General features: G+C 41.2%; 26 protein-coding genes. 12 read left to right on the top strand and 14 right to left on the bottom strand.

Annotated elements, in window-relative coordinates:
- Positions 1–105 precede the first annotated feature (105 nt).
- The 5 genes from H5180_RS08040 (at position 106) to H5180_RS08060 (ending at position 5,901) form a co-directional block, all read left to right on the top strand.
- Positions 106–1,914: an assimilatory sulfite reductase (NADPH) flavoprotein subunit gene (locus H5180_RS08040; RefSeq protein ID WP_182758033.1), complete on the top strand. Its 1,809-nt coding sequence runs from the start codon at positions 106–108 to the stop codon at positions 1,912–1,914.
- 68 nt (positions 1,915–1,982) lie between these two features.
- Positions 1,983–3,680 (top strand): assimilatory sulfite reductase (NADPH) hemoprotein subunit, encoded by a 1,698-nt coding sequence (gene cysI / locus H5180_RS08045; RefSeq protein ID WP_182758034.1) that lies wholly within the window; start codon positions 1,983–1,985, stop codon positions 3,678–3,680.
- Between the two features lie 43 nt (positions 3,681–3,723).
- The gene (locus H5180_RS08050; protein ID WP_182732337.1) at positions 3,724–4,464 is read left to right on the top strand and encodes a phosphoadenylyl-sulfate reductase; all 741 of its coding nucleotides are present in this window, start codon (positions 3,724–3,726) and stop codon (positions 4,462–4,464) included.
- 137 nt (positions 4,465–4,601) lie between these two features.
- Complete coding sequence (locus H5180_RS08055) at positions 4,602–5,336, top strand: ABC transporter substrate-binding protein (protein ID WP_182732338.1); 735 nt, start codon at positions 4,602–4,604, stop codon at positions 5,334–5,336.
- Between the two features lie 34 nt (positions 5,337–5,370).
- On the top strand, positions 5,371–5,901 hold the full coding sequence (locus H5180_RS08060) for a DUF4124 domain-containing protein (RefSeq protein WP_145237915.1): 531 nt from the start codon (positions 5,371–5,373) through the stop codon (positions 5,899–5,901).
- Here the strand turns inward: H5180_RS08060 and H5180_RS08065 are convergent.
- The 5 genes from H5180_RS08065 to H5180_RS08085 all read right to left on the bottom strand — a co-directional run bounded on the left by H5180_RS08065 (position 5,898) and on the right by H5180_RS08085 (position 10,947).
- Positions 5,898–6,743, bottom strand: coding sequence for an ABC transporter substrate-binding protein (locus tag H5180_RS08065; protein WP_182732340.1), 846 nt, complete (start codon positions 6,741–6,743; stop codon positions 5,898–5,900). The genes H5180_RS08060 and H5180_RS08065 overlap by 4 nt on opposite strands.
- Positions 6,744–6,753: 10 nt before the next feature.
- Positions 6,754–6,990 (bottom strand): hypothetical protein, encoded by a 237-nt coding sequence (locus H5180_RS08070; RefSeq protein ID WP_145237921.1) that lies wholly within the window; start codon positions 6,988–6,990, stop codon positions 6,754–6,756.
- Between the two features lie 125 nt (positions 6,991–7,115).
- Positions 7,116–9,863, bottom strand: coding sequence for an aconitate hydratase AcnA (acnA, locus tag H5180_RS08075; RefSeq protein ID WP_182758035.1), 2,748 nt, complete (start codon positions 9,861–9,863; stop codon positions 7,116–7,118).
- Between the two features lie 195 nt (positions 9,864–10,058).
- On the bottom strand, positions 10,059–10,487 hold the full coding sequence (locus H5180_RS08080) for a hypothetical protein (protein WP_145237927.1): 429 nt from the start codon (positions 10,485–10,487) through the stop codon (positions 10,059–10,061).
- Positions 10,488–10,563: 76 nt separating this feature from the next.
- Positions 10,564–10,947, bottom strand: a complete 384-nt coding sequence (locus tag H5180_RS08085) for an RNA-binding S4 domain-containing protein (protein ID WP_064667768.1) — start codon at positions 10,945–10,947, stop codon at positions 10,564–10,566.
- Between the two features lie 257 nt (positions 10,948–11,204).
- Between H5180_RS08085 and H5180_RS08090 the strand changes: the two genes are divergently transcribed.
- Both H5180_RS08090 and H5180_RS08095 read left to right on the top strand, forming a co-directional pair.
- The gene (locus H5180_RS08090; protein ID WP_145237930.1) at positions 11,205–11,492 is read left to right on the top strand and encodes a hypothetical protein; all 288 of its coding nucleotides are present in this window, start codon (positions 11,205–11,207) and stop codon (positions 11,490–11,492) included.
- A gap of 56 nt (positions 11,493–11,548) precedes the next feature.
- Positions 11,549–12,211: a hypothetical protein gene (locus H5180_RS08095; RefSeq protein ID WP_145237934.1), complete on the top strand. Its 663-nt coding sequence runs from the start codon at positions 11,549–11,551 to the stop codon at positions 12,209–12,211.
- Here the strand turns inward: H5180_RS08095 and H5180_RS08100 are convergent.
- From H5180_RS08100 to glnA, 5 genes are all read right to left on the bottom strand, one after another.
- On the bottom strand, positions 12,208–12,666 hold the full coding sequence (locus H5180_RS08100; RefSeq protein WP_145237937.1) for a cyclic nucleotide-binding domain-containing protein: 459 nt from the start codon (positions 12,664–12,666) through the stop codon (positions 12,208–12,210). The genes H5180_RS08095 and H5180_RS08100 overlap by 4 nt on opposite strands.
- Positions 12,667–12,694: 28 nt before the next feature.
- A complete protein-coding gene (ntrC, locus tag H5180_RS08105) occupies positions 12,695–14,080 on the bottom strand; it encodes a nitrogen regulation protein NR(I) (protein ID WP_145237940.1) in 1,386 nt (461 codons plus the stop codon).
- A gap of 18 nt (positions 14,081–14,098) precedes the next feature.
- A complete protein-coding gene (gene glnL / locus H5180_RS08110; protein WP_145237942.1) occupies positions 14,099–15,169 on the bottom strand; it encodes a nitrogen regulation protein NR(II) in 1,071 nt (356 codons plus the stop codon).
- 90 nt (positions 15,170–15,259) lie between these two features.
- Complete coding sequence (locus H5180_RS08115) at positions 15,260–15,772, bottom strand: DUF4124 domain-containing protein (RefSeq protein ID WP_246175485.1); 513 nt, start codon at positions 15,770–15,772, stop codon at positions 15,260–15,262.
- Between the two features lie 132 nt (positions 15,773–15,904).
- On the bottom strand, positions 15,905–17,311 hold the full coding sequence (gene glnA, locus H5180_RS08120; RefSeq protein ID WP_145237945.1) for a glutamate--ammonia ligase: 1,407 nt from the start codon (positions 17,309–17,311) through the stop codon (positions 15,905–15,907).
- Between the two features lie 520 nt (positions 17,312–17,831).
- Between glnA and typA the strand changes: the two genes are divergently transcribed.
- On the top strand, positions 17,832–19,655 hold the full coding sequence (gene typA / locus H5180_RS08125; RefSeq protein ID WP_182758036.1) for a translational GTPase TypA: 1,824 nt from the start codon (positions 17,832–17,834) through the stop codon (positions 19,653–19,655).
- A 485-nt stretch (positions 19,656–20,140) separates the two neighbouring features.
- Here the strand turns inward: typA and H5180_RS08130 are convergent, their stop codons facing one another.
- On the bottom strand, positions 20,141–20,869 hold the full coding sequence (locus H5180_RS08130) for a CBM9 family sugar-binding protein (RefSeq protein ID WP_145237951.1): 729 nt from the start codon (positions 20,867–20,869) through the stop codon (positions 20,141–20,143).
- 194 nt (positions 20,870–21,063) lie between these two features.
- Between H5180_RS08130 and H5180_RS08135 the strand changes: the two genes are divergently transcribed.
- Positions 21,064–21,339, top strand: coding sequence for a hypothetical protein (locus tag H5180_RS08135; RefSeq protein WP_182758037.1), 276 nt, complete (start codon positions 21,064–21,066; stop codon positions 21,337–21,339).
- Here the strand turns inward: H5180_RS08135 and H5180_RS08140 are convergent.
- Together H5180_RS08140 and H5180_RS08145 are read right to left on the bottom strand one after the other, a co-directional pair.
- Positions 21,334–22,425: an MBL fold metallo-hydrolase gene (locus H5180_RS08140; RefSeq protein WP_182735689.1), complete on the bottom strand. Its 1,092-nt coding sequence runs from the start codon at positions 22,423–22,425 to the stop codon at positions 21,334–21,336. The genes H5180_RS08135 and H5180_RS08140 overlap by 6 nt on opposite strands.
- Positions 22,426–22,603: 178 nt before the next feature.
- Positions 22,604–23,260, bottom strand: coding sequence for a DUF2959 domain-containing protein (locus tag H5180_RS08145; RefSeq protein ID WP_145237960.1), 657 nt, complete (start codon positions 23,258–23,260; stop codon positions 22,604–22,606).
- Positions 23,261–23,348: 88 nt separating this feature from the next.
- Between H5180_RS08145 and H5180_RS08150 the strand changes: the two genes are divergently transcribed.
- The 3 genes from H5180_RS08150 to dtd are packed head-to-tail and all read left to right on the top strand — an operon-like array spanning position 23,349 to position 25,653.
- On the top strand, positions 23,349–24,242 hold the full coding sequence (locus H5180_RS08150; protein WP_182732348.1) for a virulence factor BrkB family protein: 894 nt from the start codon (positions 23,349–23,351) through the stop codon (positions 24,240–24,242).
- 32 nt (positions 24,243–24,274) lie between these two features.
- A complete protein-coding gene (locus H5180_RS08155) occupies positions 24,275–25,228 on the top strand; it encodes an alpha/beta fold hydrolase (RefSeq protein WP_182758038.1) in 954 nt (317 codons plus the stop codon).
- Positions 25,216–25,653, top strand: coding sequence for a D-aminoacyl-tRNA deacylase (dtd, locus tag H5180_RS08160; protein ID WP_182758039.1), 438 nt, complete (start codon positions 25,216–25,218; stop codon positions 25,651–25,653). Before H5180_RS08155 ends, dtd begins: the two co-directional genes overlap by 13 nt.
- A 13-nt stretch (positions 25,654–25,666) precedes the next feature.
- On the opposite strand, the gene H5180_RS08165 is transcribed toward dtd, so the two are convergent.
- On the bottom strand, positions 25,667–26,356 hold the full coding sequence (locus H5180_RS08165; protein WP_182740382.1) for a spermidine synthase: 690 nt from the start codon (positions 26,354–26,356) through the stop codon (positions 25,667–25,669).
- Positions 26,357–26,414 lie beyond the last annotated feature (58 nt).

Genomic DNA, 26,414 nt, shown 5'->3' on the forward strand with positions numbered 1-26,414 from the left:
GGCCTGAGTTATTTGCCTTAAAGTTGACACAAATTTTAGGCAAAGTGATTACTGCAATCAGTGAGCATTTTGCAGATAACTTTCAGGGTTACGGGGAATTAATTCATGTTGTTAAGTCAACTCAATGCGCTAGCAAGTCCGCTATCGCAAGAGCAAGTACAGAAGCTACAAGGTTTAGTGGCTGAGCTTAATCCAATCCAGCAAGCTTGGGTAAGTGGTTATCTTGCTGCGAATGCCAATACGGCGGCATTAGGTGGTGTTGTAGGTGCTGCGCCAAGTGTTGGGGATGCAGCGGCATTGACCATTTTATATGGCTCACAAACCGGTAATTCAAAAGGTGTAGCGACTAAGCTCAAAGAGCAAGCGGAGTCTCGTGGTTTAGCTGTTAAGCTGGTTAGCATGGCTGATTACAAACCAACGGCCCTGAAAAAAGAAAAATTCTTAACTGTCGTTGTTTCTACTTACGGTGAAGGTGAGCCGCCGGAAGATGCCGAAACATTACATGAGTTTTTAGCAACCAAAAAAGCGCCTAAGCTTGATGGCGTTAAAATTGCGGTTATAGGTTTAGGTGATTCAAGCTATGAGTTCTTCTGTCAAACAGCAAAAGACTTTGAACAGCGCTTAAATAAGCTCGGTGCAGAAACCATTTATCAGCGTGCTGATTTAGACGTTGATTACGATGATGAAGCCGCCAGCTGGATCAGCGGAGCACTTGATGCATTTGAACCTGATTTAAAAGCACAGCAAGGCGCAACAGGTGGGCAAGTGGTGTCATTTGGTGCACCAGCAACAGCTGCCAGCCAATATACTAAGCAAAACCCATTTCCAGCAGAACTTAGCCTAGTGCAAAAGATCACTGGTCGTGACTCTAGCAAAGATGTGCGCCATGTTGAGATTTCACTGGAAGGATCTGATATTACTTACACACCGGGCGATTCATTAGGCGTGTATTTTTTAAATGATGAGATTCTGGTTGATGAAGTACTGACACTGACGCAAATTGATGGTGTCAGCAAAGTTAAAATCGCTGATGAAGAGCTCAGTGTTCGTGATGCACTGATTGAAAAACTTGAATTGACTCAGTCATACCCTGGCTTTGTTGAAAAGTACGCGATAGCGACAGGTGCGCCTGAGCTATTAAAGCTGGTTGAAGATAAAGCGGCAATGCGTGAATATATTGAGCCTCGCCAAATCTTTGATGTGATCCGCCAAAATCCAGCTGCGCTTGAGGCACAAACGTTTGTTGATTGCCTACGTAAACTGCAAGCACGTTTATATTCAATTGCGTCAAGCCAAGCAGAAGTTGAAGATGAAGTGCACTTAACCATTGGTCTAGTTGAATTTGAAGCATTCGGTAGTGAGCATTTAGGTGGTTGTTCTGGTTATTTAGCACGTCGTGCTGAAGAAGGTTGTAAAGTAAAAGTATATAGCGAGCATAATGATAACTTCCGTTTGCCAACTAACGACGAAACGCCAGTGATTATGGTTGGCCCTGGTACTGGTATTGCGCCGTTCCGTGCTTTCTTGCAAGAACGTGATGCCCGCGAAGCATCCGGTAAAAACTGGTTATTCTTTGGTAATCCACACTTTACCCAAGATTTCTTATATCAAGTAGAAATTCAAGGTTACTTAAAATCAGGGCTACTAAGTAAAGTTGATGTGGCGTTTAGCCGTGACCAAGCAGAGAAGGTCTACGTGCAAGACAAGCTACGCCAAAACAGCAAAGACGTATTTGCATGGCTAGAAGCGGGCGCGCATTTTTATATTTGTGGTGACGCAAATCGCATGGCGAAAGATGTACACCAGGCATTGGTTGATATCATCAAAGAAAACAGCGGTAAGAACGATGAAGACGCTGAGCAGTATTTAAAAGATTTACGTAGCGCAAATCGCTATCAGAAAGACGTGTACTAAGCGTAGACGTTGCTTACTTTATAAAAGCAAAGCTAACAGCCGTCACTGTAACAAATTTAGGATCAAACATGAGCGAACAAGATAAAAACGTAAAGCTTTCTGATAACGAGCGTTTGAAAAGAGAAAGTAACTTTTTACGTGGCACCATAGAGCAAGATTTAAAAGATGAGATCACCGGTGGCTTCACTGCGGATAACTTTCAGTTAATTCGTTTCCACGGTATGTATCAACAAGATGACCGTGATATTCGAGGTGAGCGTGCTAAGCAAAAGCTAGAGCCATTACACAACGTAATGTTACGTGCTCGTATGCCTGGCGGTATTATCAAACCTGAACAATGGTTAGCAATTGATAAGTTTGCTGACGAAAAAACTAGCTACGGCAGTATTCGTTTAACAACCCGTCAAACGTTTCAATTTCATGGTGTGTTAAAACCAAATATAAAAGGCATGCACCAAATGCTTAATAGCGTGGGCATCGACTCTATTGCAACGGCAGGTGATGTTAACCGTAATGTACTTTGTACTACAAACCCTGTGGAATCTGAGTTGCATCAAGAAGCATACGAGTGGGCTGCAAAAATCTCAGAACATTTGTTACCAAAAACTAAAGCGTATGCAGAAATTTGGTTAAACGGTGAAAAGGCTGAGACTACAGAAGAGCCAATTTTAGGATCTAACTACTTACCGCGTAAGTTTAAAACCACAGTGACCATTCCACCGAACAACGAAGTGGATGTGCATGCGAATGACTTAAACTTTGTAGCTATTGCAGATAACGGCAAGCTAGTTGGTTTTAACGTATTAGTAGGCGGTGGCCTTGCCATGACCCACGGTGATACCGCAACCTATCCACGTAAAGCCGATGATTTTGGGTTTATCGCCTTAGCGGATACGCTAAAAATTGCTGAGCATGTGGTGTCTGTACAGCGCGACTGGGGTAATCGCTCAAACCGTAAAAACGCAAAAACTAAATACACCTTAGACCGTGTTGGTACTGATGTATTTAAAGCGGAAGTAGAGCAACGCGCAGGTGTTAAATTTGCGCCAAGCCGCCCTTATGAGTTTACTCATCGTGGCGATCGCATTGGCTGGGTTGAAGGTATTGATGGTAAGCATCACTTAACTTTATTTATCCAAAGTGGCCGTATTTTAGATTTACCGGGTAAACCACTGAAAACAGGTTGTCGCAAAATTGCAGAAGTTCACCAAGGTGATTTCCGTATGACAGCCAACCAAAATTTGATCATCGCCGGTGTTCCTGCCGATCAAAAAACAGTGATTGAAGAAATAGCCCGTAATCACGGTTTGATTGACGACAAAGACTCTGAGCAACGTAAAAACTCGATGGCCTGTGTGGCATTACCAACTTGTCCACTCGCAATGGCGGAAGCTGAGCGTTACTTACCAAGCTTAATTGAAAAGACCGAGGCATTGCTTGCTAAGCACGGTATTCCTGATGACAGTATCATCATGCGTGTGGTTGGTTGCCCTAATGGCTGTGGCCGCGCAATGTTAGCGGAAGCTGGCCTAGTAGGAAAAGGCCCAGGTAAATATAACGTGTACTTAGGGGGTAACCTTGAGGGGACGCGTATTCCTAAATTGTATTTAGAGAATGTTGGTGAAGACGTGTATTTAGACGCCTTTGACAAATTAATAGGTCAATGGGCAAGTGAGCGTAATGACGGCGAATGCTTTGGTGACTTTGTGATCCGCAAAGGCATAGTTGCTGAAGTTAAAGTGTCAGTCACCGATTTTCACGCTTAATTTAAAAGCAAGCGGTTACGCTTGCTGAGGTTTGGAATTTACTATGAGTGAATTTAAAAACATATTACAGCTAGATAAAGAAAGCCAAGTAACACTGCTGGCTGATGCTAACGGCGTATTGAAAGATATGAGCGCTGAGCAGCGTGTCGCATGGGCACTGGAAAACTTGCCAGACACGCAGTTTTTATCATCGAGCTTTGGTATTCAAGCGGCTGTGATGTTGCATTTAGTTACAGTACAGCGCCCCGATATTCCTGTGGTATTAACAGATACTGGTTACTTATTTCCTGAAACTTATCAGTTCATTGAGCAAATGACCGAACGCTTATCGCTAAATTTAAAAGTGTATAAGTCGCAGTTAAGCCCAGCTTGGCAAGAAGCCAAGTTTGGTAAGTTATGGGAACTAGGTGAAGCAGGTATTAAACAATACAACCAGCTTAATAAAGTTGAACCAATGACTCGCGCATTAAAAGACATTAATGCAGGTACTTGGTTTAGTGGCTTGCGCCGTGACCAATCATCAACACGTGCCGATAAGCAAATTATTGAAATTAGCCGTGGCACGGTAAAGGTTTACCCAATCATCGAATGGTCAAATCGCGATGTTTATCAGTACCTGACTAAACATGACTTACCATATCACCCATTATGGGAGCAAGGTTATGTGTCAATGGGCGATGTGCATACTACGCGTAAACTAGAGCCAGGTATGACCGAAGAAGAGACCCGTTTTTTTGGTCTAAACCGCGAATGTGGCCTACACATTGATGGTGATGGGATCTAATTCTGAACGTAAAAATATAAGTAAATCATTTAAGCTGAGATAGCTAACTATAGTGATTATTAAAGCGCAGCCTAGCTGCGTTTTAAATTTTTGACTATAATACAATCAGCCGTTATAAATTGATGTGCATGTATTTTATGAAACCATATTACGTAATTTTCTTTTTATTCTTTTCTACTAGTCTTTTTGCCGATAACCTTCGCATTGCCTTACCCGAGCAAGATTACCCTCCTTATCACTTTGTTTGTTCAAAAACAGGCATTTTAAATGATGTTATTACATCGTTTTCGATGGCAACGGGGATCCAAATAGACTATACCTTCGTCCCTGAAATGCGCTCTGCGAAAATGGTGAAACGAGGTGATGTTGATGCACGAATGGAATCAGAAGTTTGGCTTGTAGATAATGGACCCTATTATTGGAGCCAAGAGATAGTAGTAATTGAAGATGTGTTAGTAGTCGCTCGAGGAGCTGAACTAATTGACTTTAAGGAGCTAAGCAGTTTAAAGGGCGGTGTTTTACTCGGGCGATTTGGTTATGTGTATCCAAAATATGAGCTACCAGTAGTGAATAAGACTCTGCACCGTGAGAATTTTTATTCAGACTTAGAAATATTGCAAAGTTTGCACAAAGATACTGATACAAGTAAACGCTTTACTGTTATGTCACGCTCTGTCGTAAACTGGTACATACAAAAGTACCCTGAGCTTGCTGCTTTGACCATAAGTGATGAAAATGTCGCTGAGGCGCCGCTGCAGTTGCAGTTTTCTTATAATTCAAGGGGTAAAAAGTACGCGAAAGAATTTAATGATTTTTTACAAAGCTTGAAAGATAATGGCGGCCTAGCTAAAATCATAGCCCGCTATCAATGATAGCAATCGAGAATTTTAACTCAAAGGATTGAAGATGAAGTATTTTGCGTACCTCGCTATTATGGTATTGCTGATCAGTGTCGCGGCATTATTTTATTTGCAACGACCCGATGGTCAAACGTGGTTAACCAGTGATGGTATTAGTAGTAAATCAAATCAGCTAACAGAGCAAATGGTTGCGTTATCAAGTGACACCCTTGCCATGGCAGCCACATTGGTTAGTGAGACCAGTCAAAAAGTTGTAGAATCAATTACCAATGAAAGCTCAGTAGCAACGACAGTTATTTATAAATGGCAAGATCAGCAAGGTCAATGGCATTACTCAGATCAGCCTAATCCTGAGGGCACAAGTGAAAAAGTAATTCTAGATCCGCGCGATATTACAGTAGTTGCGGCCGAAGATACGTCCATTTTAAAAGGCAGCTCAAAAACAACTAATATGTCTTTAATGCCAAACTCAGGCAGTGTTTATGATCCCGTGGTGATGAAAAAGCTGTTTGAAGATGCAGAGCAAGTGAAAGAACAGTTAGAGCAACGTACTAAATCGTTAGATGAGACGCATTAATTTGCTTTAATAGCGTTGTTTTGCTGTGTTTTTTCGGGCTGTGTTACAAAAAATTGTTGCTTAATGATTGGCAGGTTATAGGCTTTTAACCAACGATCAGTAGCTATCATTAGTTCTCCTGAAGCAACTAATCTTGTCAGGCCTTCATCAAAATTATCTCTGACAGACTTATCTTGAAAAACAATGTAAGAGCCTTGATAGTTTAAAATATCGCGATATATAAAACTTGTAGGGTCAAGTTGGGTGTTTGTTGATGTATGCCAGTAGAGCATTAAATAATCACCGATACGGGCATCGATCTTATTGGTAAGTAACTGTTTATTTAGGGCTTGTTGATTTCCTATTTCAGTATAATAGGTGAATACCTGTGTCGCCATGTTTTTATATTCTGGGCCAAAGATATCGCTCGCCCCTATAAAACTACCTACTCTTAAATTCTTCAAATCGTTCAACGTAGCTACTTTTTCGGTCCATGCAGAAGGAAGCATGGTCACACGGTTCATAAATCGTACTCGATAACGAGAAATAAAAGCATGTGCAGCTGGTTGTGCCGTATAGTTGATCGCTATATCAGCGACTTTATTGTTGAAGTAGCGTTGAATAGCATCATTATTTAACGGCACCAATTGCGGGTTTTGATAGCCTTGTATCAGTAACACTTGAACCACAAGTTGATCGAAGTAACCATTACCGGTTACGTTGTCCTGCATGAAATAAGGTGCAAAATTACCGGATGCAATAATCAATTTGTCATTTGCACGTAATTGAGTGGGTAAGCAAAGCACTAAAAATGCCGCTATTAATAAAGTTTTAGCGGTGTTAAATGGTTTGATTAATTGCATGACCTTGCTGCTATACATGTTTGTCACGTACAGCCTCTATGTTCATTAAAACAATAGTGAGGTAAATTTTTGTAGGCAGAGAAAATAGCACTCCGATAGCAATAAAAGCGGCGCTGATAATAATGCCATGTATACTATTTTGTTCACCAAACAGATCCGAGACTAATAAATAATGTCCAGTCGCAATAAGGCATATGCCAAGGACAATAAATACTTTTAGTACTGTGATGATCTTCTGCTCGGTCATAGTATGCAGGCATTAATGATAAGATGAATTAAGTGTAGTTAATAATGAGTAAGCTGACTTGTTTTACATCAAAAAATTAAGGGCTAAGCAAATTAATTTTGCAAAGCCCTAATATTATAGATTAATTAGCTAGTTAACATATTACGCAGTACATACTGTAAAATGCCGCCATGTTTGTAGTAATCCCACTCTTTGGGGGTATCAATACGGACATCGGCACTAAAGCTTAGTTTTTTGCCTTCGCTATTAGTGGCAACGACACTAACTTCCTTGGTTTTATCGTAGAGACCTTCGATATCGAACTGCTCTTGACCTGTTAACCCCAGTGATTCATGGCTCTCACCTGCTTTAAATTGCAGTGGTAGCACGCCCATACCAATTAGGTTCGAGCGATGAATACGCTCATAACTTTGCGCAATGACCGCTTTAATACCTAATAATAGCGAACCTTTCGCTGCCCAGTCTCGTGATGAACCCGTACCATACTCAGCACCGGCAAGCACAACGAGCGGTACGCCTTGCTGTTGATACGCCATTGCAGCATCGTAAATACTGGCAAGCTCATCATCAGGTTGAGTGCGCGTTACACCGCCTTCGGTGCCTGGTGCAAGCAAGTTTTTTAAGCGTACATTGGCAAATGTACCGCGCATCATTACTTCATGATTACCACGGCGAGAACCGTATGAGTTAAATTGCGATTTATCTACGCCATTTTCTTGTAAGTATTCGCCAGCAGGCGCGCTTGCTTTAATTGCACCAGCAGGGGAGATATGATCAGTAGTGACGGAATCGCCAAGTTTTGCTAAACAGCGAGCACCCGTAATAGTAGGGATGCCTGGTGGTTCTGTCGTCATGCCATCAAAAAACGGCGCTTTTTTAATATACGTTGAGGCATCATCCCAGTCATAAAGTTTACCATCAGGAATTTTGATTTGTTGCCAGCGATCATCACCCTTATAAACATTACCGTAACTGGTAGCGAACATTTCTTTAGTGACGGTTTTTTTCACCAGTTCATTCACTTCGCTGACACTAGGCCAAATATTTTTCAGGTAAATATCGTTACCATTAGCATCTTGCGCAAGTGGCTCGTTATAAACATCGATATCAGTACGACCTGCAATCGCATAGGCGACAACTAAAGGTGGTGAGGCTAAAAAGTTCATTTTCACATCTTGGTGAATACGTCCTTCAAAGTTACGGTTACCCGATAAAATAGAGCTTACTACTAATTTATGTTGTTGAATTGCCTCACTGATCTCATCGGCAAGCGGACCTGAGTTACCAATACAGGTAGTGCAGCCATAACCTACTAGGTTAAAGCCAAGTGCATCTAAATCATCCATCAGGCCTGCTTTTTTTAAGTAGTCAGTGACCACTTGTGAGCCAGGTGCCAGTGATGTTTTTACCCAAGGTTTTACGTTAATTCCTAACTGGCGAGCTTTTTGCGCGACTAAACCCGCGGCTAAAATCACACTTGGGTTAGAAGTGTTGGTACAGCTAGTAATGGCAGCAATTACACAAGCGCCATCTTTTAACTCAAATTCTTGCCCTTTAAAGTTAACCTTTGCTGCGCCCATAAATTGCGCTTCGTTGGTTGGCTCATCAGGATTAGTGACAGGGCCTTCACTTTCAATACGCGATTGCTGTTCATCGCTGTTGTCACGTTTTGCTAAGCGTTCATCTTGGAAGGTTTTTAAGTGTTTGGTAATAATATCGCCGGCTTGATCCAGTGCAATTCTATCTTGTGGACGTTTTGGACCTGCAAGGCTTGGCACCACATCGCTGAGGTTTAACTCGAGTTTATCGGTGTAATTAGCTTCATCGCCATCATTACGCCATAACCCTTGATGTTTTGCGTAGTCTTCAATCAGTTTTAACTGCTCTTCATCGCGATTAGTTAAGCGCAAGTAACTAATGGTTTCATCATCAATAGGGAAAATACCACAGGTAGCGCCGTATTCCGGTGCCATGTTGGCTATGGTTGCGCGGTCGGCCAGTGGTAAATCAGCAAGGCCATCGCCATAAAATTCTACAAATTTACCGACAACGCCATGCTTACGCAATATTTCAGTGACGGTCAGTACTAAATCTGTCGCTGTGGTGCCTTCAGGTAAGCGGCCACTGAGCTTCATGCCCACAACTTGTGGGATCAGCAAGCTAATTGGCTGGCCGAGCATTGCGGCTTCTGCTTCAATACCACCTACACCCCAGCCAAGCACGCCTAAGCCATTGATCATGGTAGTATGAGAATCAGTACCAACTAAGGTATCTGGGTAAGCAAATTTTTGCCCGTTGCGGTCTTCGTTAAATACCACTCGTGCCAGGTATTCTAAATTCACTTGGTGAACGATCCCTGTTGCAGGCGGCACTACTTTTAAGTTATCAAAGGCTGTTTGCCCCCAACGTAAAAACTCATAGCGTTCTTTATTGCGTTCATATTCTAGCTTGGCATTTAAATCAAATGAGCCATCATTACCATAGCCATCTACTTGTACAGAGTGATCAATTACCAATTCGGCAGGAGAGAGTGGGTTTATTTTCGCAGGATCGCCACCGAGTTTTTCCATGGCGTCACGCATTGCGGCTAAATCAACGATTGCAGGCACACCGGTAAAGTCTTGCATTACTACGCGTGCTGGCGTAAATGCTACCTCAGCAGTTGGCTTAGCTTGAGGATCCCAATCTAATAATGCATCGATATCTTGTGCTTTGATATTTACGCCATCTTCATTGCGTAATAAATTTTCTAGTAGAATTTTCAGCGAGAACGGCAATCGTTTGGCTTTGTCGCCTAATCCTTGCAGTGAATGAATATGAAACTGCTCGCCATTAATAGTGAGTTGTTTTTGGGTATCAAAACTATTATTCATTATATGCCCCTAAAGTAGATGAATGTCCTTAAATGGTAAATGTAACCTCTTTTAAATAGTGAAATGCAAACTGCATACCAGTATCAGATTGCACGATTAGTATACAGTTTATGATACTGAGATGATGCTGAAAATTTAGATTTCAAGCCATGGGTAGTAAAACCAATCAAAACAACGCAAGCTTGCAGTGATGTTTTATCTCAGCCAGCCTTGTTGTTTGCCACGATGACTAAGTTGTAATAATAAAACAGCGATGATGATCACCAGTAGTGGCATAAATACAGCACTCGCACCGAGTAATGCAATACTGTTAATGACGATAAAATTATAAAATTGCTGGATAAAAATCGCGATTAAAGACAACGCAAAACACGCTCGCGCAATGGCATTTTTAAGCAATAAGAAAACACAGCCTAATGTGCCAGCAAAAACGGCTACAGCAAATGCTAAGGTAGACCATAAAGGGGTATTTGAATATGCAGCTTGTTGATCTGCAGGAAGTTTACTAATCATCTCAGGTGTCATAAGCAGTTGCATAATAAATGCAATTACCCCGAGTAAATTCCAAACTAATGCGGCCCAAGCAACACTTTTGAGCCAAGTAGGGGCTGTTGAAGTCGTCATAAAATGCTTTCTATTTGTCGTTATTTAGAAAGTAATTAAAGACGACCTCAAACTGTTTTACAAGTTATGCTGGTGATTAACCAAATGAAATTGGACGACGGCCCGTTTTTTCATCTACTTTCGGCTTTTTAGTACGTTTACGTTTGTTTTTAGGTGCCGCTGGTGTTTCTTGCACAGGGCTTTTTACACTCTCAGATTGAGTATTTTCCACAGCACGCTGCGCCGGTGTTGCATCTTCACTTAGGGTTAACTTAAATAGCTCACCATCAAATTCAAGCACATCACCACTGTATAATTTTTTCCGCTTGATTGTACAAATTTCATGGTTAACGCCAACATAACCTTCAGTGATAAGGTTTTTGGCTTGGCCGCCACCTTCGACTAAATCAAGAACTTTTAAGAGTTTGCATAGCTCAATTGGCTCTTCTTCTAATTCAATTTCAATATATTCGTCGTTCATGTTTGATCTCATTAAGGTAGGGCACAGCCTGTAGTATAAAGGCTGTGCGCGACTTTTGCATCAAGCAGCCTAAAGTCTACAGGGCATTAAATAGAATTAACCTGAAACTATATCGAATTTTCTACCGTCTTTAAAAAAACGGTAGTAATTCAAGCGTAGTATCCGCGTGAAAAGCTGGCCTACAATTTGCTGTTCGAATCGAATTCGATATTTAGTTGGTCATTTTATTACAAATGCCGCAGTACTGGAGATTTAACATGGGCGTAAGACTAGCCATGAAAAAAGAGCTAATGGGTTTAGAGGGTTCTGACTTTATGACCGCAGATGATGTGCGTGCGCGGCTTAATCAGGTTGCAAAGAAAGCATCGCAACAACCAGAGCGAGGCTTTTCGCTTATTTCACGTTTTAACGACAATCACAGCCAATTAAGTTGTGGTGAAAATAGCAAAGAAAAACTACTTGAGTTTCAACGACACCGCTTGTTTAAGGATGTTTTATATACCCGTAAAAGCGTGGATGCTTGGCTCAATAGCCAAGTGAATTAACTTGCTATAAATAGTCACCTCGAATAGACTACAGTTGTAATCTATGCGAGGTGACTATGAAATATGGCATTTTAATTGGCATGTTGTTATTACTAACTGCGTGCCAACAACCAACAATATATGTGTACACGCAAGCGTTAACAGAGCTAGAAAAACAACAGCTAACAATACGCTTACAGCAACAACCATTACCGTATCAGTTTATTCAATTACCAATCCCCAAAGAGTTTGCCGCTGCGACACTGTTAACTTCCGAAGATAAGCTACTTACAGCTGAAACCGAGCAGCTTGCTGATATTATGCAAGCAATGGGCTATCAGCCACAGATACACTATGTGTCGGCGGCAAATCATCATTATAGCAATGGCAATATTGGCTTTTACTTGCGTGGTGAGCAAATAGAGCTAGGTTTTGATGTGCCAGAACAAATGCGAACTACTGGTTGCGTTGAAGATCGTTACAATGGTCTCAAAGTTAGATTTGTTGATAACTTGGTTGAATTTGCTTTACTAAATGGTGCCCGCGCTCAGTTAGTTTGGCAGCGTTATGAAAATTATTTAGTCATCAATTATAGAGATACTTCGCAGTCATACACGCATTTAAGCCCTTTGGTTGCTACTCCTTTTGGGGAAAAGCCCTCAGACACATTTCGCTATAACGCACACATTACAGGGCCGCATTGGTTAAACTGCTCGCTGCAAGTTGTGTATATGGATTAGCCCCGTGATTCTAGGTAGTGACTAAGTTTGGCTATACGCTCGCTCATCCCTTCGATAATGCGGTCTTTAATTTTTTCGCGGATCACATTTGGTAAACGTATTAGTGCTTCGCTGGTAATCGCCAGTACTATGGTATCGCTTTTAGCACGAGCACTGGTGCTGTGCTCGCGGTTATTTATAAACGCACCTTCACCAATAAATTCGCCTGGTTCAATGGTGCCTAAATCCATCAGATGACTATGTTTAAATACCACAATAGCGCCGCTGAGCACGATATACAGTTGTTTGTCGTTATCAAACTGTTTAAACACAAAGCGATCTTTATTGATCAAGTATAAGTGACTGAATGACTCCAGTAATACTTGGCGCTCATTGAGGCTGAACTCTCTAAAAAAACTCAGCCTATTAAGTATCTCCATCTGCTTTATTAATGGAATATGCTCGATTAACTTCAACTTATTTTCCTTCGTTTGAGCAGGGAAGTTAGTTGATATTGCGCTCTTTTAATTTACGGGTCAATGTATTGCGGCCCCAGCCTATTTTTACTGCGGCTTCTTGTTTATGTCCTGCACAGTTTGCCAATGCGGTTTTAATTAGGCGGGTTTCTAATTGCGCTTGTACATTAGGCCAGATGTTTTCTTTACCTTGCTTAAGCTCTAGATTAAGCCATTGTTGAAAGGCATCAAGCCAATCACCCTCTTGTTGAGTCTCGTCAATTGCTAAGATCTCTGGAGGTAAGTCTTGCTCACTCACAAGCTCGCCGGGAGCCATAACGGTAAGCCAACGGCAAGTGTTCTCTAGTTGACGAACATTGCCAGGCCAGTTGAACAAGCGTAGTAAGTCGGTGGCTTTTGAGCTGAGAATTTTGCTTTCGACTTGTAAGTCTTTGGCGCTTTTATGTAAAAAATGCTGTGCTAAGCGTTCAATGTCTTCGGTACGTTCACGCAGTGCAGGTAGGCGCAGGCGCACAACATTTAAGCGATGAAATAAATCGTCTCTGAATTTGCCTTGTTTTACTAAGTCTTCAAGGTTTTGGTGAGTCGCGGCAATGATTCGGACATCAACTTTAATACTTTGATGGCCACCAACACGGTAAAACTCACCATCAGCTAAAACACGCAGCAAACGGGTTTGTACATCCAGCGGCATATCACCAATCTCATCTAAGAATAGCGTACCGCCATTGGCTTGCTCAAAGCGACCTTTACGTACGCTATCAGCACCAGTAAAAGCGCCTTTTTCATGGCCAAATAGCTCTGATTCAACCAACTCTTTTGGAATAGCTGCCATGTTTAAGGCAATAAACTGGTTTTCTTTGCGTGGGCTGTGGTTATGTAAAGCACTGGCTACCAATTCTTTACCGGTACCAGATTCACCATTGATAAGTACGCTCATACTTGATGCTGACAGCTTACCTATTGCTCGAAATACTTCTTGCATGGCTGGCGCTTCGCCAATGATATGGGCACTCTTAGGTGGTGCGGGTTTACGTTTTACTTTTTTAGTTGAGTTAGCGCGACACGCGCTTTCTACTAACGCAACGGCTTCATTTAAATCAAATGGTTTGGCTAGGTATTCAAAAGCACCTTTTTGAAACGCATTTACCGCTGAATCTAAATCTGAATGCGCAGTCATGATGATCACTGGCAAGCCTGGGTTTTGTTCAGCGATCAGTTCTAATAATGCCATACCATCCATACCAGGCATACGTACATCAGACACCAGTACCGTAGGTTGGCTAAACTTTAATGCTGACAGCACGTCTTGTGCATTAGAAAAACTTTCAGCATTAAATCCTGCGCGAGTTAGTGCTTTTTCAAGTACAAAGCGAATAGATGCATCATCATCAACCAGCCAAACTGTTTTCATGCAAACTCCAAAAACCGATTAATCCGCAAAAGGCAGATATATATTAAACTCTGTATGACCTGGCCAGCTATCGCATTCTATATAGCCGTTGTGTTGATCGATCAAGGTTTGTGCAATCGAGAGACCTAAGCCAGAACCACCTTCTTTGTTGGTGATCATCGGGTAAAATAATGTCTCTTTGATGCTGGAATCGATACCTGGTCCGTCATCTGAAATTTGGATCAGCAGTGCCTTTTTAGGGGCTTTTCCGGGGCGACGTTGCTGGTGATTAATACGTGTTTTAATTTTTATCACGCCACCACCGACTAACGCTTGTTGTGCATTTCGAACGATGTTAAGTACTACTTGCTGAATTTTACCTTGGTCAATATAGACATCAGGTATACTTGGGTCGTAATCTTTTTCCAAGCTAATATTGGCGCAATTATCTAATGTACTAAGTTTAATTACAGACTCTAAGGTTTGATGAATATTACCGTATGACTTTTGTGGTAATTGATTCGGGCCCAGTAGCCTGTCAACAAGCTCTCGTAAGCGATCGGCTTGTTCAATAATTAATTCTGCACATTCATCCCGTTCTTGCTGATCAACCTCATACTGCAATAATTGCGCCGCTCCGCGAATTCCGCCTAAAGGATTTTTGATTTCATGAGCAAGCCCTCTAATTAGGTTACGTGCTGCTTGATATTGATGCATTTGATTAGAAGCTTGATCGTGGCGAATTTCATCATCAGTTTGGCGACACTCGAATAAAATAAAATACTCATTTTGTAACTTCACGCGACGCGAACTAATTGCCAGTTTGGCATGACGAGAATCAACAAAAACCACGTCAGCTCTGTGCTGGTGGCAATCTACACCATCTACCAAAGAGTATTGTGCAATGCGTTTAAGGTCAATGGAATGGTAATTAAAAAGACTGTCAAAAGGTTGATTGAGGATACGTTTAGGGCCTAATCCTAACAGTTCACTGGCGCTATTATTAGCGTAAATAAGGGTGAATTGTTGATCAAGTAAGATCACTGCCGTTGACAGGTTTTGCCAAATGCTAGTTAGTAACTCAGGGTTAAAATTTTTATTATCGGGCATGGTTGCACCATTTTAGTGCGTTGATGATTATTAGCAGCTTAGCACAAATATTTTAAGTAAATTATGGTCTTTGATAGAAATACATGGTTTTTATAAAGACGATGCTCTATGCATATAAAATGTGCTCACTGGACTAACAGAGACAACAGAGCCTTGTGGGTCAAATAGCTTCAGTTGCAATGTGTGTTCGCCACGGTTTACCTCGCGCAGGGCAAAAGTACTGATATTGCTAGGTTCTGCGTACGGTGCGCCATCAACTAGTAGTTGAATTTTAAAACCATTCTCAAAGCGTGGTGTTATACGGCTAGTTACATACACTGAACCGGTATTTTCACGAACAGTGCCTTGATCGGCAGGGGAAGAAATAACCGCTTTATAGCTTTTCACAGCCGCTGGTTGCTGTTCATCTAAAATGCTTGTATCAACAGTCGGCATCGACAAACTTTGATTGGTGAGCTTGATTTCTTGCGCACCTGGTTTAGGAGTATCTGAAAATACTGATACGCCATTTTTATCTTTCCAAGAATAAATTTTCTTATCGCCAGAATAGCCATAAAAGCTGATTAAAATCAGAGTTACTAGTAATAAAAGCGTCTTTTTCACCTTGTCACCTTGCATTTTTTGCACTAATTAAACTTTAGTGGAGAATGGGAAAATTAGCCATAAAAAAAGCCCGCAGAACGGGCCTTGAGAACACACATATATTATCTATAAGATAATTTTTCTACAGCCTAATTAACAGCTGTAGTACATTTCGAACTCAACAGGGTGAGTCGTCATGTTAAGCTTTTCAACTTCTTTAGACTTAAGCGCAATGTAAGCATCGATTAAATCGTTAGTGAATACACCACCTTGATTTAAGAACTCACGGTCAGCATCTAGAGACGCAAGCGCTTCTTGTAGTGAAGTTGCAACTGTTGGGATTTCTGCTGCTTCTTCTGCTGGTAAGTCGTATAAATCTTTATCCATTGCATCGCCAGGGTGGATCTTGTTTTTGATACCATCAAGGCCAGCCATAAGCATTGCAGAGAAAGCAAGGTATGGGTTAGCTGTTGGATCTGGGAAGCGTACTTCGATACGACGACCTTTTTCTGATGGAACCACTGGGATACGGATTGATGCAGAACGGTTACGTGCAGAGTACGCAAGCATTACTGGCGCTTCAAAGCCTGGTACTAAACGTTTGTACGAGTTAGTAGACGCATTTGCAAAAGCATTGATTGCTTTAGCATGCTTGATAATACCACCGATGTAGTAAAGCGCTTCTTCAGAAAGACCGCCGTACTTGTCGCCTGCGAATAAGTTAACACCGTCTTTAGCTAAAGACTGGTGACAGTGCATACCAGAACCATTGTCACCAACGATTGGCTTAGGCATGAAGGTCGCTGTTTTGCCATATAAATGAGCCATGTTATGGATAACATATTTCATTTCTTGGATTTCATCTGCTTTTAATACCATAGTGTTAAAGCGAGTTGCGATTTCGTTTTGACCAGCTGTAGCCACTTCGTGGTGATGCGCTTCTACAACTTGACCTAGCTCTTCAAGAACTAAACACGTCGCTGAACGCCAATCTTGGAAATCATCAACTGGAGCAACAGGGAAATAACCACCTTTCACGCCTGGACGATGGCCAGTGTTGCCGCCTTCGTAGCTTTTATCTGAGTTCCAAGCTGCTTGCTTTGAATCAATTTTGTACATTGAACCTGACATATCAGTTTTGTATTTGATGTCATCAAATACGAAGAACTCTGGCTCAGGACCAAATAGCACGGTATCAGCAATACCAGTCGAACGCATGTACTCTTCAGCGCGCTTAGCAACTGAACGAGGATCACGCTCATAACCTTGTAATGTGCCAGGTTCAACAACATCACAACGTAAAATTAAAGTAGCTTCTTCTGTGAAAGGGTCTAATTTAGCAGACTCAGCAACAGGTAGTAATACCATGTCTGATTCATTAATGCCTTTCCAACCAGCAATTGAAGAACCGTCAAACATTTTGCCGTCTTCAAAGAAATCTTCATCTACTTGGTGATGAGGAATAGAAACATGTTGCTCTTTACCTTTGGTATCAGTAAAGCGTAAATCAACGAACTTAACGTCATTTTCTTTAATAAAATCTAAAACCGATTGTGACATGTGTCCTCCAACTGTTGGGTTTTATTTTGCTGCATAATTGCTTTTGCTTTTATAGTAAGCGGCTTTTATGCCATTTTTATAGTGCATTGTTTTTTAAGGTTAAAAAATAAGTTATACATCCAGCTGTTATATGTTTTGCACCATATTGGATCGGCTTGTGATCATTTTGGTGCGTCAGTGTGGTCACTTCTCTTTGGCGCTAAATTGTATAGATTATAAACACCAACATAAAGCTAACTTACTCACCAAATACTGCCAAATTATGACAATAATAGCTAGGAATGAGCAAAATAGTGGCAAATTGAAAAATTAAATTAATTAAAATGTCATATATAAAACAGATACTTATTGCAAGTATAAAGAAAGTTTTGAAATATATATTGGATAAACTTTCATCCATGTCATTAATAAGGGATAATATGCGCCCTTTTAAATCCTATGCTGGGACATCTCGTGAAAACGCAGATGAGTGCGTAGATCTTGCAGGATCAATGAGAATTTAATTTCTCTGAGTAAAAATATGAGCATCGAAAAGTTAAGAAATATAGCGATTATCGCGCACGTTGACCACGGTAAAACAACATTGGTTGACAAACTACTTGAGCAATCAGGTACATTAGAAACACGCGGCGGTAACGAAGAACGCGTGATGGACTCAAACGACATTGAGAAAGAACGTGGTATTACCATTTTGGCTAAAAACACAGCCATTTCATGGAATGACTACCATATCAATATCGTAGACACCCCTGGACACGCCGACTTTGGCGGTGAAGTTGAACGCGTACTTTCGATGGCTGACTCAGTATTACTACTTGTTGATGCTCAAGAAGGTCCAATGCCACAAACGCGTTTCGTTACGCAAAAAGCATTCGCGCAAGGCTTAAAGCCAATCGTTGTTATCAATAAAATTGATAAACCAGGTGCACGTCCTGATTGGGTTATGGATCAAATCTTTGATTTATTCGATAACCTAGGCGCAACTGACGAACAGTTAGACTTTAAAGTAATCTATGCATCAGCAATTAACGGCTGGGCAACATTAGATTTAGACGAGCCATCAGACAACATGGAACCTATGTTCAAGATGATCGTTGACGAAGTATCACCACCGGATGCAGATCCTGAAGGTGACTTCCAAATGCAGATTTCGCAACTTGATTACAACTCATATGTTGGTGTAGTCGGTATCGGTCGTATCAAACGTGGTTCTGTTGCTCCTAACCAACAAGTTACTATTATCAGTGCCGATGGTACTAAACGTAATGGTAAAATTGGCGCAGTACAAAGCTACCTAGGCCTTGAGCGTATCGAAACTGATAAAGCTTACGCTGGTAACATCGTAACAGTAACAGGTATTGGTGAGCTTAAGATTTCTGATACAGTTTGTTTCCCTGGCAACGTTGAAGCATTACCACCACTAAGTGTTGATGAGCCAACTGTAACAATGACATTCTCTGTAAATAACTCACCTTTCTGTGGTAAAGAAGGTAAGTTTGTAACGTCACGTAATATCCGTGAGCGTTTAGACAAAGAATTAGTACACAACGTAGCACTTCGCGTTGAAGAGACTGCTAGCCCAGATAGCTTCCGTGTATCTGGTCGTGGTGAATTACACTTAGGTATCTTAATCGAAAACATGCGTCGTGAAGGTTACGAGCTAGCTGTTTCTCGTCCAGAAGTAATCTTACGTACTGTTGATGGCGTTCTAGAAGAACCGTTTGAAACAGTAACAATTGACTGTCAAGATGAGCACCAAGGTTCTGTAATGGAGCAAATTGGTCTTCGTAAAGGCGAACTAACAAATATGACGCCAGATGGCAAAGGTCGTATGCGTTTAGACTTTATGATCCCAAGTCGTGGTTTAATCGGTTTCCAAACTGATTTCATGACGCTTACATCAGGTTCTGGTCTTATGTACCATACTTTCGACCATTACGGTCCGCACAAAGGTGGCGAGATCGGTGTTCGTAAGAACGGTGTAATGATTGCAAATGCAACAGGTAAAGCACTTACTAACGCATTATTCAACTTACAAGAACGTGGTCGCTTATTCATCGGTCACGGTGTTGAAGTATACGAAGGTATGGTTATCGGTATTCATAACCGTGATAATGACCTTACAGTTAACGCCCTTAAAGGCAAGCAGTTAACTAACGTACGTGCATCTGGTACTGATGAAGCGCAAACGCTTTCTCCGCACCTAAACTACTCACTTGAGCAAGCGCTTGAGTTCATCGATGATGACGAGCTAGTTGAAGTAACACCACTAAACATTCGTATCCGTAAGCGTCATCTTACAGAAAACGAACGTAAACGTGCTGGTCGTGCGCCTAAAGGATAATCACCTTATAAATTAAGCTGATTTTAAAAGCCGCTGTATTGCAAAATACAGCGGCTTTTTTGTGGTTATTAGTTAGCGAGAGTAAAGTTAGCGAGAGTAAAGTTAGCGAGAGTAAAGTTAGCGAGAGTAAAGTTTGTGAGGGGAAGAGCTGTAAGCTATAAGCGGTCAGATTAGAACAGCGTAGTTGGCTAGATTGGTGTTTGTATAGCTATTAGGTAAAAACCGCTAGATTTTATAAACCATGCAACATAACCTCTTTCCTCTAAAAGTGCAGCGCCTCTTATCCTCTTTGTGAATAACTGACTTAAAGATTTTTTTGCACAAGGAGAAGAAAATGAGCAGTAAAAGAGGAAGGGCTTTTAAAGTAGCTGATAATGCAAAGCCCCTGTTTTTGTTAGCGGGGTATTTTTTCGTTGGGTTTCGCTGCGCTCAACCCAACCTTGCTTAACTTGCTAACTTTACTCTAGTTGACTCGCCAACTCCTATCACTTTTTCGGTAATAACGTAACCTTTCCAAATACGCTGGCGTCGATATAGCCTAGGTTGCGGCTGCCATTTACGGGTTGTACTTCATGCGAACCCATAAAGTGCTCACGAATTTTACTGCCGTCGTTATCGCAGTAGGCGAGCATAAAGCCGATTACTTGCTTTGCCGTTAACTTAAGCGGGGTGTTTGGCACACCTTCTTGGAAATCATTCGGGTAGAGCTTAATGGCTACTTCCCATGTGATGTTATATGGGGCGGTACTGTTTCGTTGCCAGTGGCTGATTAAATGATCTGTGTATAAATGGGGTTTTTTATCAGCTCCGAAATCGGCAGCTTGGTTATCAAGACCAATGTGATAGGCAAACGCAGTATGATTGAACTGATGGTTACCGCCAGCTGCGTCGCTATCAATAAACACTTCTAAGGCATCATCGTCCCAGTACTTATCGGTAGGATCTGGATGGGTATCAATTAGTACATCATCCACAATATCGGCTTGTAAATACAGGTAGTTTTCATCCCAAAGTAACTTGTAGCGGCCTTTAAAGTCTTTATCTGAGTCAGGCAAGGTGCCATCCATAAGAAAAGGCATAGGCTGCCATTTTGCTTGGTCCCATGCGCTTTCAGATACACCGTCAATAGTAATTGGTGTTGCTGTATGCTCTACATCGATAGCCATAGCGGCGTTGCTCATTAATAGGCCTAAGGTAAGCGCGGCTGTTTTCATCTAATTCTCAAAATTTCTTATTTTGTTTGTGGTTCAATAGTGACTGAAACAAAAATTGAAAACAACAGACAGAATGTTCAGGTATAAAATTAGTGATAGTAATGGATCGTAAGTGAATACAGTTTTTTACATTTTCTCGCTCAGTTAACAGGTAAAGTAATGGCACTACTAGAATTAATATAAAAGGAATAATTGTGGCTAACGTATTGTTGTTGATTGTGGCTATGTTGTTATCTGGCTGTACTTCTTCGCAAGTAATGAGCTCGGGTTGTGACTTTGTTGTTGGTAGTGCACAAAGTCAGCAACGGCAAGTGCAGAACCACTCGCTTGATAGTTCAGATACACATCAAACAGCGAATATCATTAATGGTTTGTTTAGTATGTTACTTGGGCCAATAAATCGCTCCCTCGGTGATGATGAATGCAAGACTGAAGAGCAATCGTATCAGTATCCAAGTGTCGTTTTATAGTGCGACACTTTGCCCTTCATTTAAAATATACAGCGGGATTTGTGACTTCATTTCATCATACATATGCAATAAGCGCAGCAATGCAGAATGGCTGCTGTGATCGCCCATCTTCCAACTTGAGTTGCCATAGCCCCAAGGTATCATAACTTTACAGTTAAGCTCCTGTGCGGCTGTTAAGGCATCCTCAGGAGTAGTATGTACATAACGATACCAGTTACCGTTTTCTTCATGGTAGTACGAGGCGATTGGCATTAAGCACACATCGATAGCGCCATATTTTTTCTGTATATCGTTAAAGTGTTTTGAATAGCCTGTGTCGCCTGCAAAAAATAAAGTGCTGCCATTTTGCTCAAGTAACCAGCCATTCCATAAATCTTTATCGTTATCTTCGTAAATAAAGGGCACTAACACACGACTGCTAAAATGATGCGCAGGTAGCGCATGAATGGTTAAATCATCAATTTTAGTTTTTGCATACCACGCCATTTCGCTAATATTAAAACCACCGGTAGGAAAGTTATCTGCCATACCAAGTGGTGTTAAGTAGCGAGGTTTATTACCTATGCTTTCAATGTCTGCTTTATTGAAGTGATCGTAATGGATATGAGAATAAATTACTGCGTCTAGATTGTTAAGTTCGCTTTCGCTAAGCCAATCGCCAGGTTTACGATAAAACCCAGATGCCAGCCGAAAAGCTAAATCAACAGGGGAGTCAAATTGCTCTTTTACTGGGTCAAATACAACTTGCTGGCCGTTAGGAGTGTTGATCATAAACCCGGCGTGACCGAGCCAGCGTACTGTGTAGCCGGTATTTAGTTGTGGTGCTAGTTGCGCGCCTTGATAGAGGCAGTTTTCACCCGGAGTTTCACATACCAAGTTAGCATTACTTGGGTAACAATCGCTTTCGCAGCTAATCGGATAGTTTTTTTTCCCTGGATAGAGGTTGTGGTAGCGCCCAGCCTGCTCACCCTCTTGATGAAGTGGCACAACAGTATCAGCGCCTGCAATTCTTTGCACATTATTGGCAGTGCTACACGCAGCTAATAAACTTGATGCGATAATTAAACTAGCTGCACGTATTTTCATTGTTTAATGTTTTTATAATTTTAATTAGGTAAAAGTGTAGCAAAAATAGCAGATGAAATAACACTTAAAAAGTAACAAGATATAACAACAAAAAAGCCTACATAAATGTAGGCTTTGATTACTCTGCGACTAGCAAACTAGCGCTCTTGATAAGTGACAGGCAAACTCACAGGCTGATTTAGCCTGCTTTACTCATTTGCTCAATAAATTTATTTGAATCAGCAATCGACTTGTTCATGTCATCCATTAACACTTTTATATCGCGCTTAAGATTAGTGAATTCACCTTGAATGGCTGATACAGCTTGTGCATTAAGGTTATGCTTCAAGTATAAAACATTGTCATGCAGTGATGACAGTACCGGCTCCATCTTGCTTTCAGCATTACGCATAGAGCGTAACAGTTTATCAAAGTCACGTTTGGTTGCGGTGAGCTTTTTATTACTTTCACGTTTAAGTGAAGCGTTAGAATATTGTTCTAATTCATCGCTCCATTCTTCAAACAATGCTTCAGCTACATCTTCAACTTTGTTGATGTTATTTGTAACGTCATTAGCAGCCGCAAGGCTAGATTCGTAGTCATCATTGAGTTGGTCATAGGCTGCTTGTACATCTCCACCATCAAAGTTAATCAATGTTGTTAAACGTTCAAGTGCAGATTGGAATTCCTCTTGAGACTCTTCTTGAGACTCTTTAGTTGCTTCTACGCGGTCCACTAAAATGTCACGCTTATGCACACCAACTGATTCCATAGCCGAGTAATATGCAGATTGGCAGCCAGATAAAGCCAATGATAAGGCCAATATTGGTGCGCTGAGTAAAGTCAGTTTTTTCATCGAGATCCCTTTTTAAATCCGTTAGTGCTGTAAATTATGTGGTGGATTGCTATGATAATCAAAACTATTTTAGCAGAAAGTTAACTTTATGAATGAAAAGGTCGCACATTATAAACAGCAGTTGAGGGTACTTATACGTCAGCAGCCAACGTGGTGGATGCAGTATATTAATCGCTGCATTGACGACCAAATTACTGTAAATGCTGGTTATTTAGCCTATGTAACCTTACTTTCATTGGTTCCTTTAATTGCAGTTGGCGTGGCTATTTTCTCGGCTTTTCCTGGCTTTGAAGATACCCGTATTGCTATTGAAAACTTTTTATTTACTAACTTTGTGCCTACCTCATCAGATGTAATTAAAGAGCATATAACGTCTTTTGCAGGTAATGCGAATCAAATGACTGCTGTAGGTATTGGTTTTCTTGCAGCGATAGCATTGCTACTGATCCGTAATGTTGATGCGACGCTGAATCGAATTTGGCGGATTAAAACCAAGCGACCAATGATGATTTCTTTCGCGGTATATTGGATGGTGTTGAGTTTAGGGCCATTGTTATTAGGCGCAAGTATTGGGGTTACTTCATATATTGTGTCGTTAGTATCATTTGCCGATCAGGGGATTCCGGGCTTTAGTGGCTTTTTATTAAAATTACTGCCTTATTTAATTTCTATGGCTGGCTTTATTATGCTCTATACTTTAGTGCCTAATACTCGCGTATCTTTTAAAGCTGCAGTACCAGGTGCTTTATTTGCAGCCTTGTTGTTTGAATTAACTAAAAAAGGTTTTGCGCTTTATATCAGTCACTTTCCTTCATACGAAGTGATTTATGGTGCGGTGGCAACTATTCCAATTTTATTTGTGTGGGTGTATTTGTCGTGGGTGGTTGTGTTACTCGGTGCAGAGTTTACAGTATGTATTGGCCCTAAAAATATCGAAAGTACATCTGATATTATCCTTGATGAGGGCGATGCTAATAAGTAATTCACTGCATCGCTGATAGGAGAGTCGGCATTATGCAGTTATATCCAAATATTACCCCATACCATGATTTTCATCTGAGTGTGGGAAGTGGGCACCAAATTCATGTACAAGAGTACGGTGATCCAGCTGGCCTGCCGGTGGTAATTTGCCATGGCGGGCCCGGCGTGGGTTTGCATGCTGATAATTGCCGTTTCTTTGATCCTACCCGTTATCGTATTATTTTATATAGCCAACGCGGCTGCGGGCAATCAACTCCTCATTTAACAAGCGCTAATACAACCTCAGAACTGGTCGCTGACCTTGATTATTTACGCACTTACTTAGGACTAGAAAAGTGGGTGTTAAGCGGTGGTTCGTGGGGAGCAACTCTGTGTTTGCTGTATGCCATTGAACACACTCAACATGTACATGGGTTAATTTTACGAGGCACGTTTTTAGCTACTTCAGCCGATTTTCATTGGCTATATAGTCGTCATGGTGCTGCTGCACATTTTTATCCTGAATTATATGCGCGTTTTTCTCAGGATTTACCTGATGTTGCCAGCATTTTTGCGTTTTATCGGCGGCAATTAAATGATGATAATCAAATTAATGCAAATCACTTTGCTAAATTATGGTGCCAATGGGAAAACGTATTAAGCCATGGTAAACAGCAACATCAATGGGGGTTAAGTTCACCACAGTTGGGGCTTAATATGGCGCGTTTAATGGTCCATTACTTTACTGCTCAGTGTTTTATTACTGATAACTTCATTGGTGAACACTATAAAAAAATTAGTAAAATTCCTACTTGGTTTATTCATGGCAGGCATGATTTAGTGTGTCGTTTTAATGCCGTACAGCATTTAGCTGAGCAACTCAACGCACAGTTACTTATTTTAGATGGTGTTGGGCATGGTGTTGATAGTAATGTATATTTAGCAGCAGTGCGGCGTGCAGCCGATCTTATGTGTATCAAATTATCGAGGAATAGATGCAAGGATTAATTCAGCGCGTAAAACACGCAAAAGTTGAAGTGGATGGCCTGGTGATTGGGCAAATTGAGCAGGGACTTTTATTGTTGCTTGGAGTTGAAAAGCATGATGATCAACAAAGCACTGATAAGCTGCTACATAAAGTTAGCAATTACCGCGTATTTAGCGATGAAAACGACAAAATGAATTTAAGCCTGCAAGATATTCAAGGTGAGTTATTGGTGGTATCGCAATTTACTCTGGCGGCAGATACTAAAAAAGGCATGCGGCCAAGTTTTTCATCAGCAGCCACACCTGCACAGGCTAATGAGCTATACGAATACTTTGTTAGCCAAGCTAGAGTTATGGGGTTAAGCGTAGCAACAGGGCAATTTGCTGCGGATATGCAAGTCAGTTTATGTAATGATGGGCCGGTGACATTTAATTTAACAGTGTAGTTAAGGCTAGCAGTTATTTTCTGATCACCACGATGTTGTTGGCATAACTTGGAATTTTTTCGATGCTAGGTATTTTACCAAAAGTGGTGATCAGCAAATGTTCTAACTGCTTTAATTGTGATTCATGACCAGATAAAAAATTAATAAATAAATAGCCATTTTTAGTTAAAGCACAGCGCAGTTTTTCATAAAAGCGGTGTTTGTATAAAAATAACGGCGCATCTAATTGGCTAAATAGATCAAGAATGATCCAATCGTATTGTGGGCCATGCTCTAATACAGCTTCAGCATCAAAACAGCGTAAATTCGATGCATGCTCACCACCAAAAAAACGCTTATAGCAATGAATGATATTCGGATTTTTCTCTACAGAAAGTAGCTGACTATCAGGGTAGGTGTGTTGTAAGTAATTGCGGATAGCGCCGCCACCTAAGCCCAGTTCAAGTACGGCGTTTGGTGCCGGGAGTGGTTGCCATAATTGCGCTAAATATTGTAAATGCGGAAACAGCAAATGGCTTGGGCTGCTTTTCTCGACCACTGACTGTAGTGTTTCGTTGATCAATAACCAACGTAACTGCTTATGTTGGCGTACCTGAATGCAATCGGCGCCATATTTGTGCCAATAGAGTAGTTGCCCGATACGGTGACAATCTTCGATAAAGCTGTGTTTTACTGCCCCGTTGTCTTCAAAAAAATGTTCCATAGTTACATCAGCATAGACGAGTCAATCTAAAGTGCCAATATGTCTATCAAGTTTTACA

The organism is Pseudoalteromonas sp. SR41-4, assembly GCF_014163985.1.
GTDB lineage: Bacteria > Pseudomonadota > Gammaproteobacteria > Enterobacterales > Alteromonadaceae > Pseudoalteromonas > Pseudoalteromonas rhizosphaerae.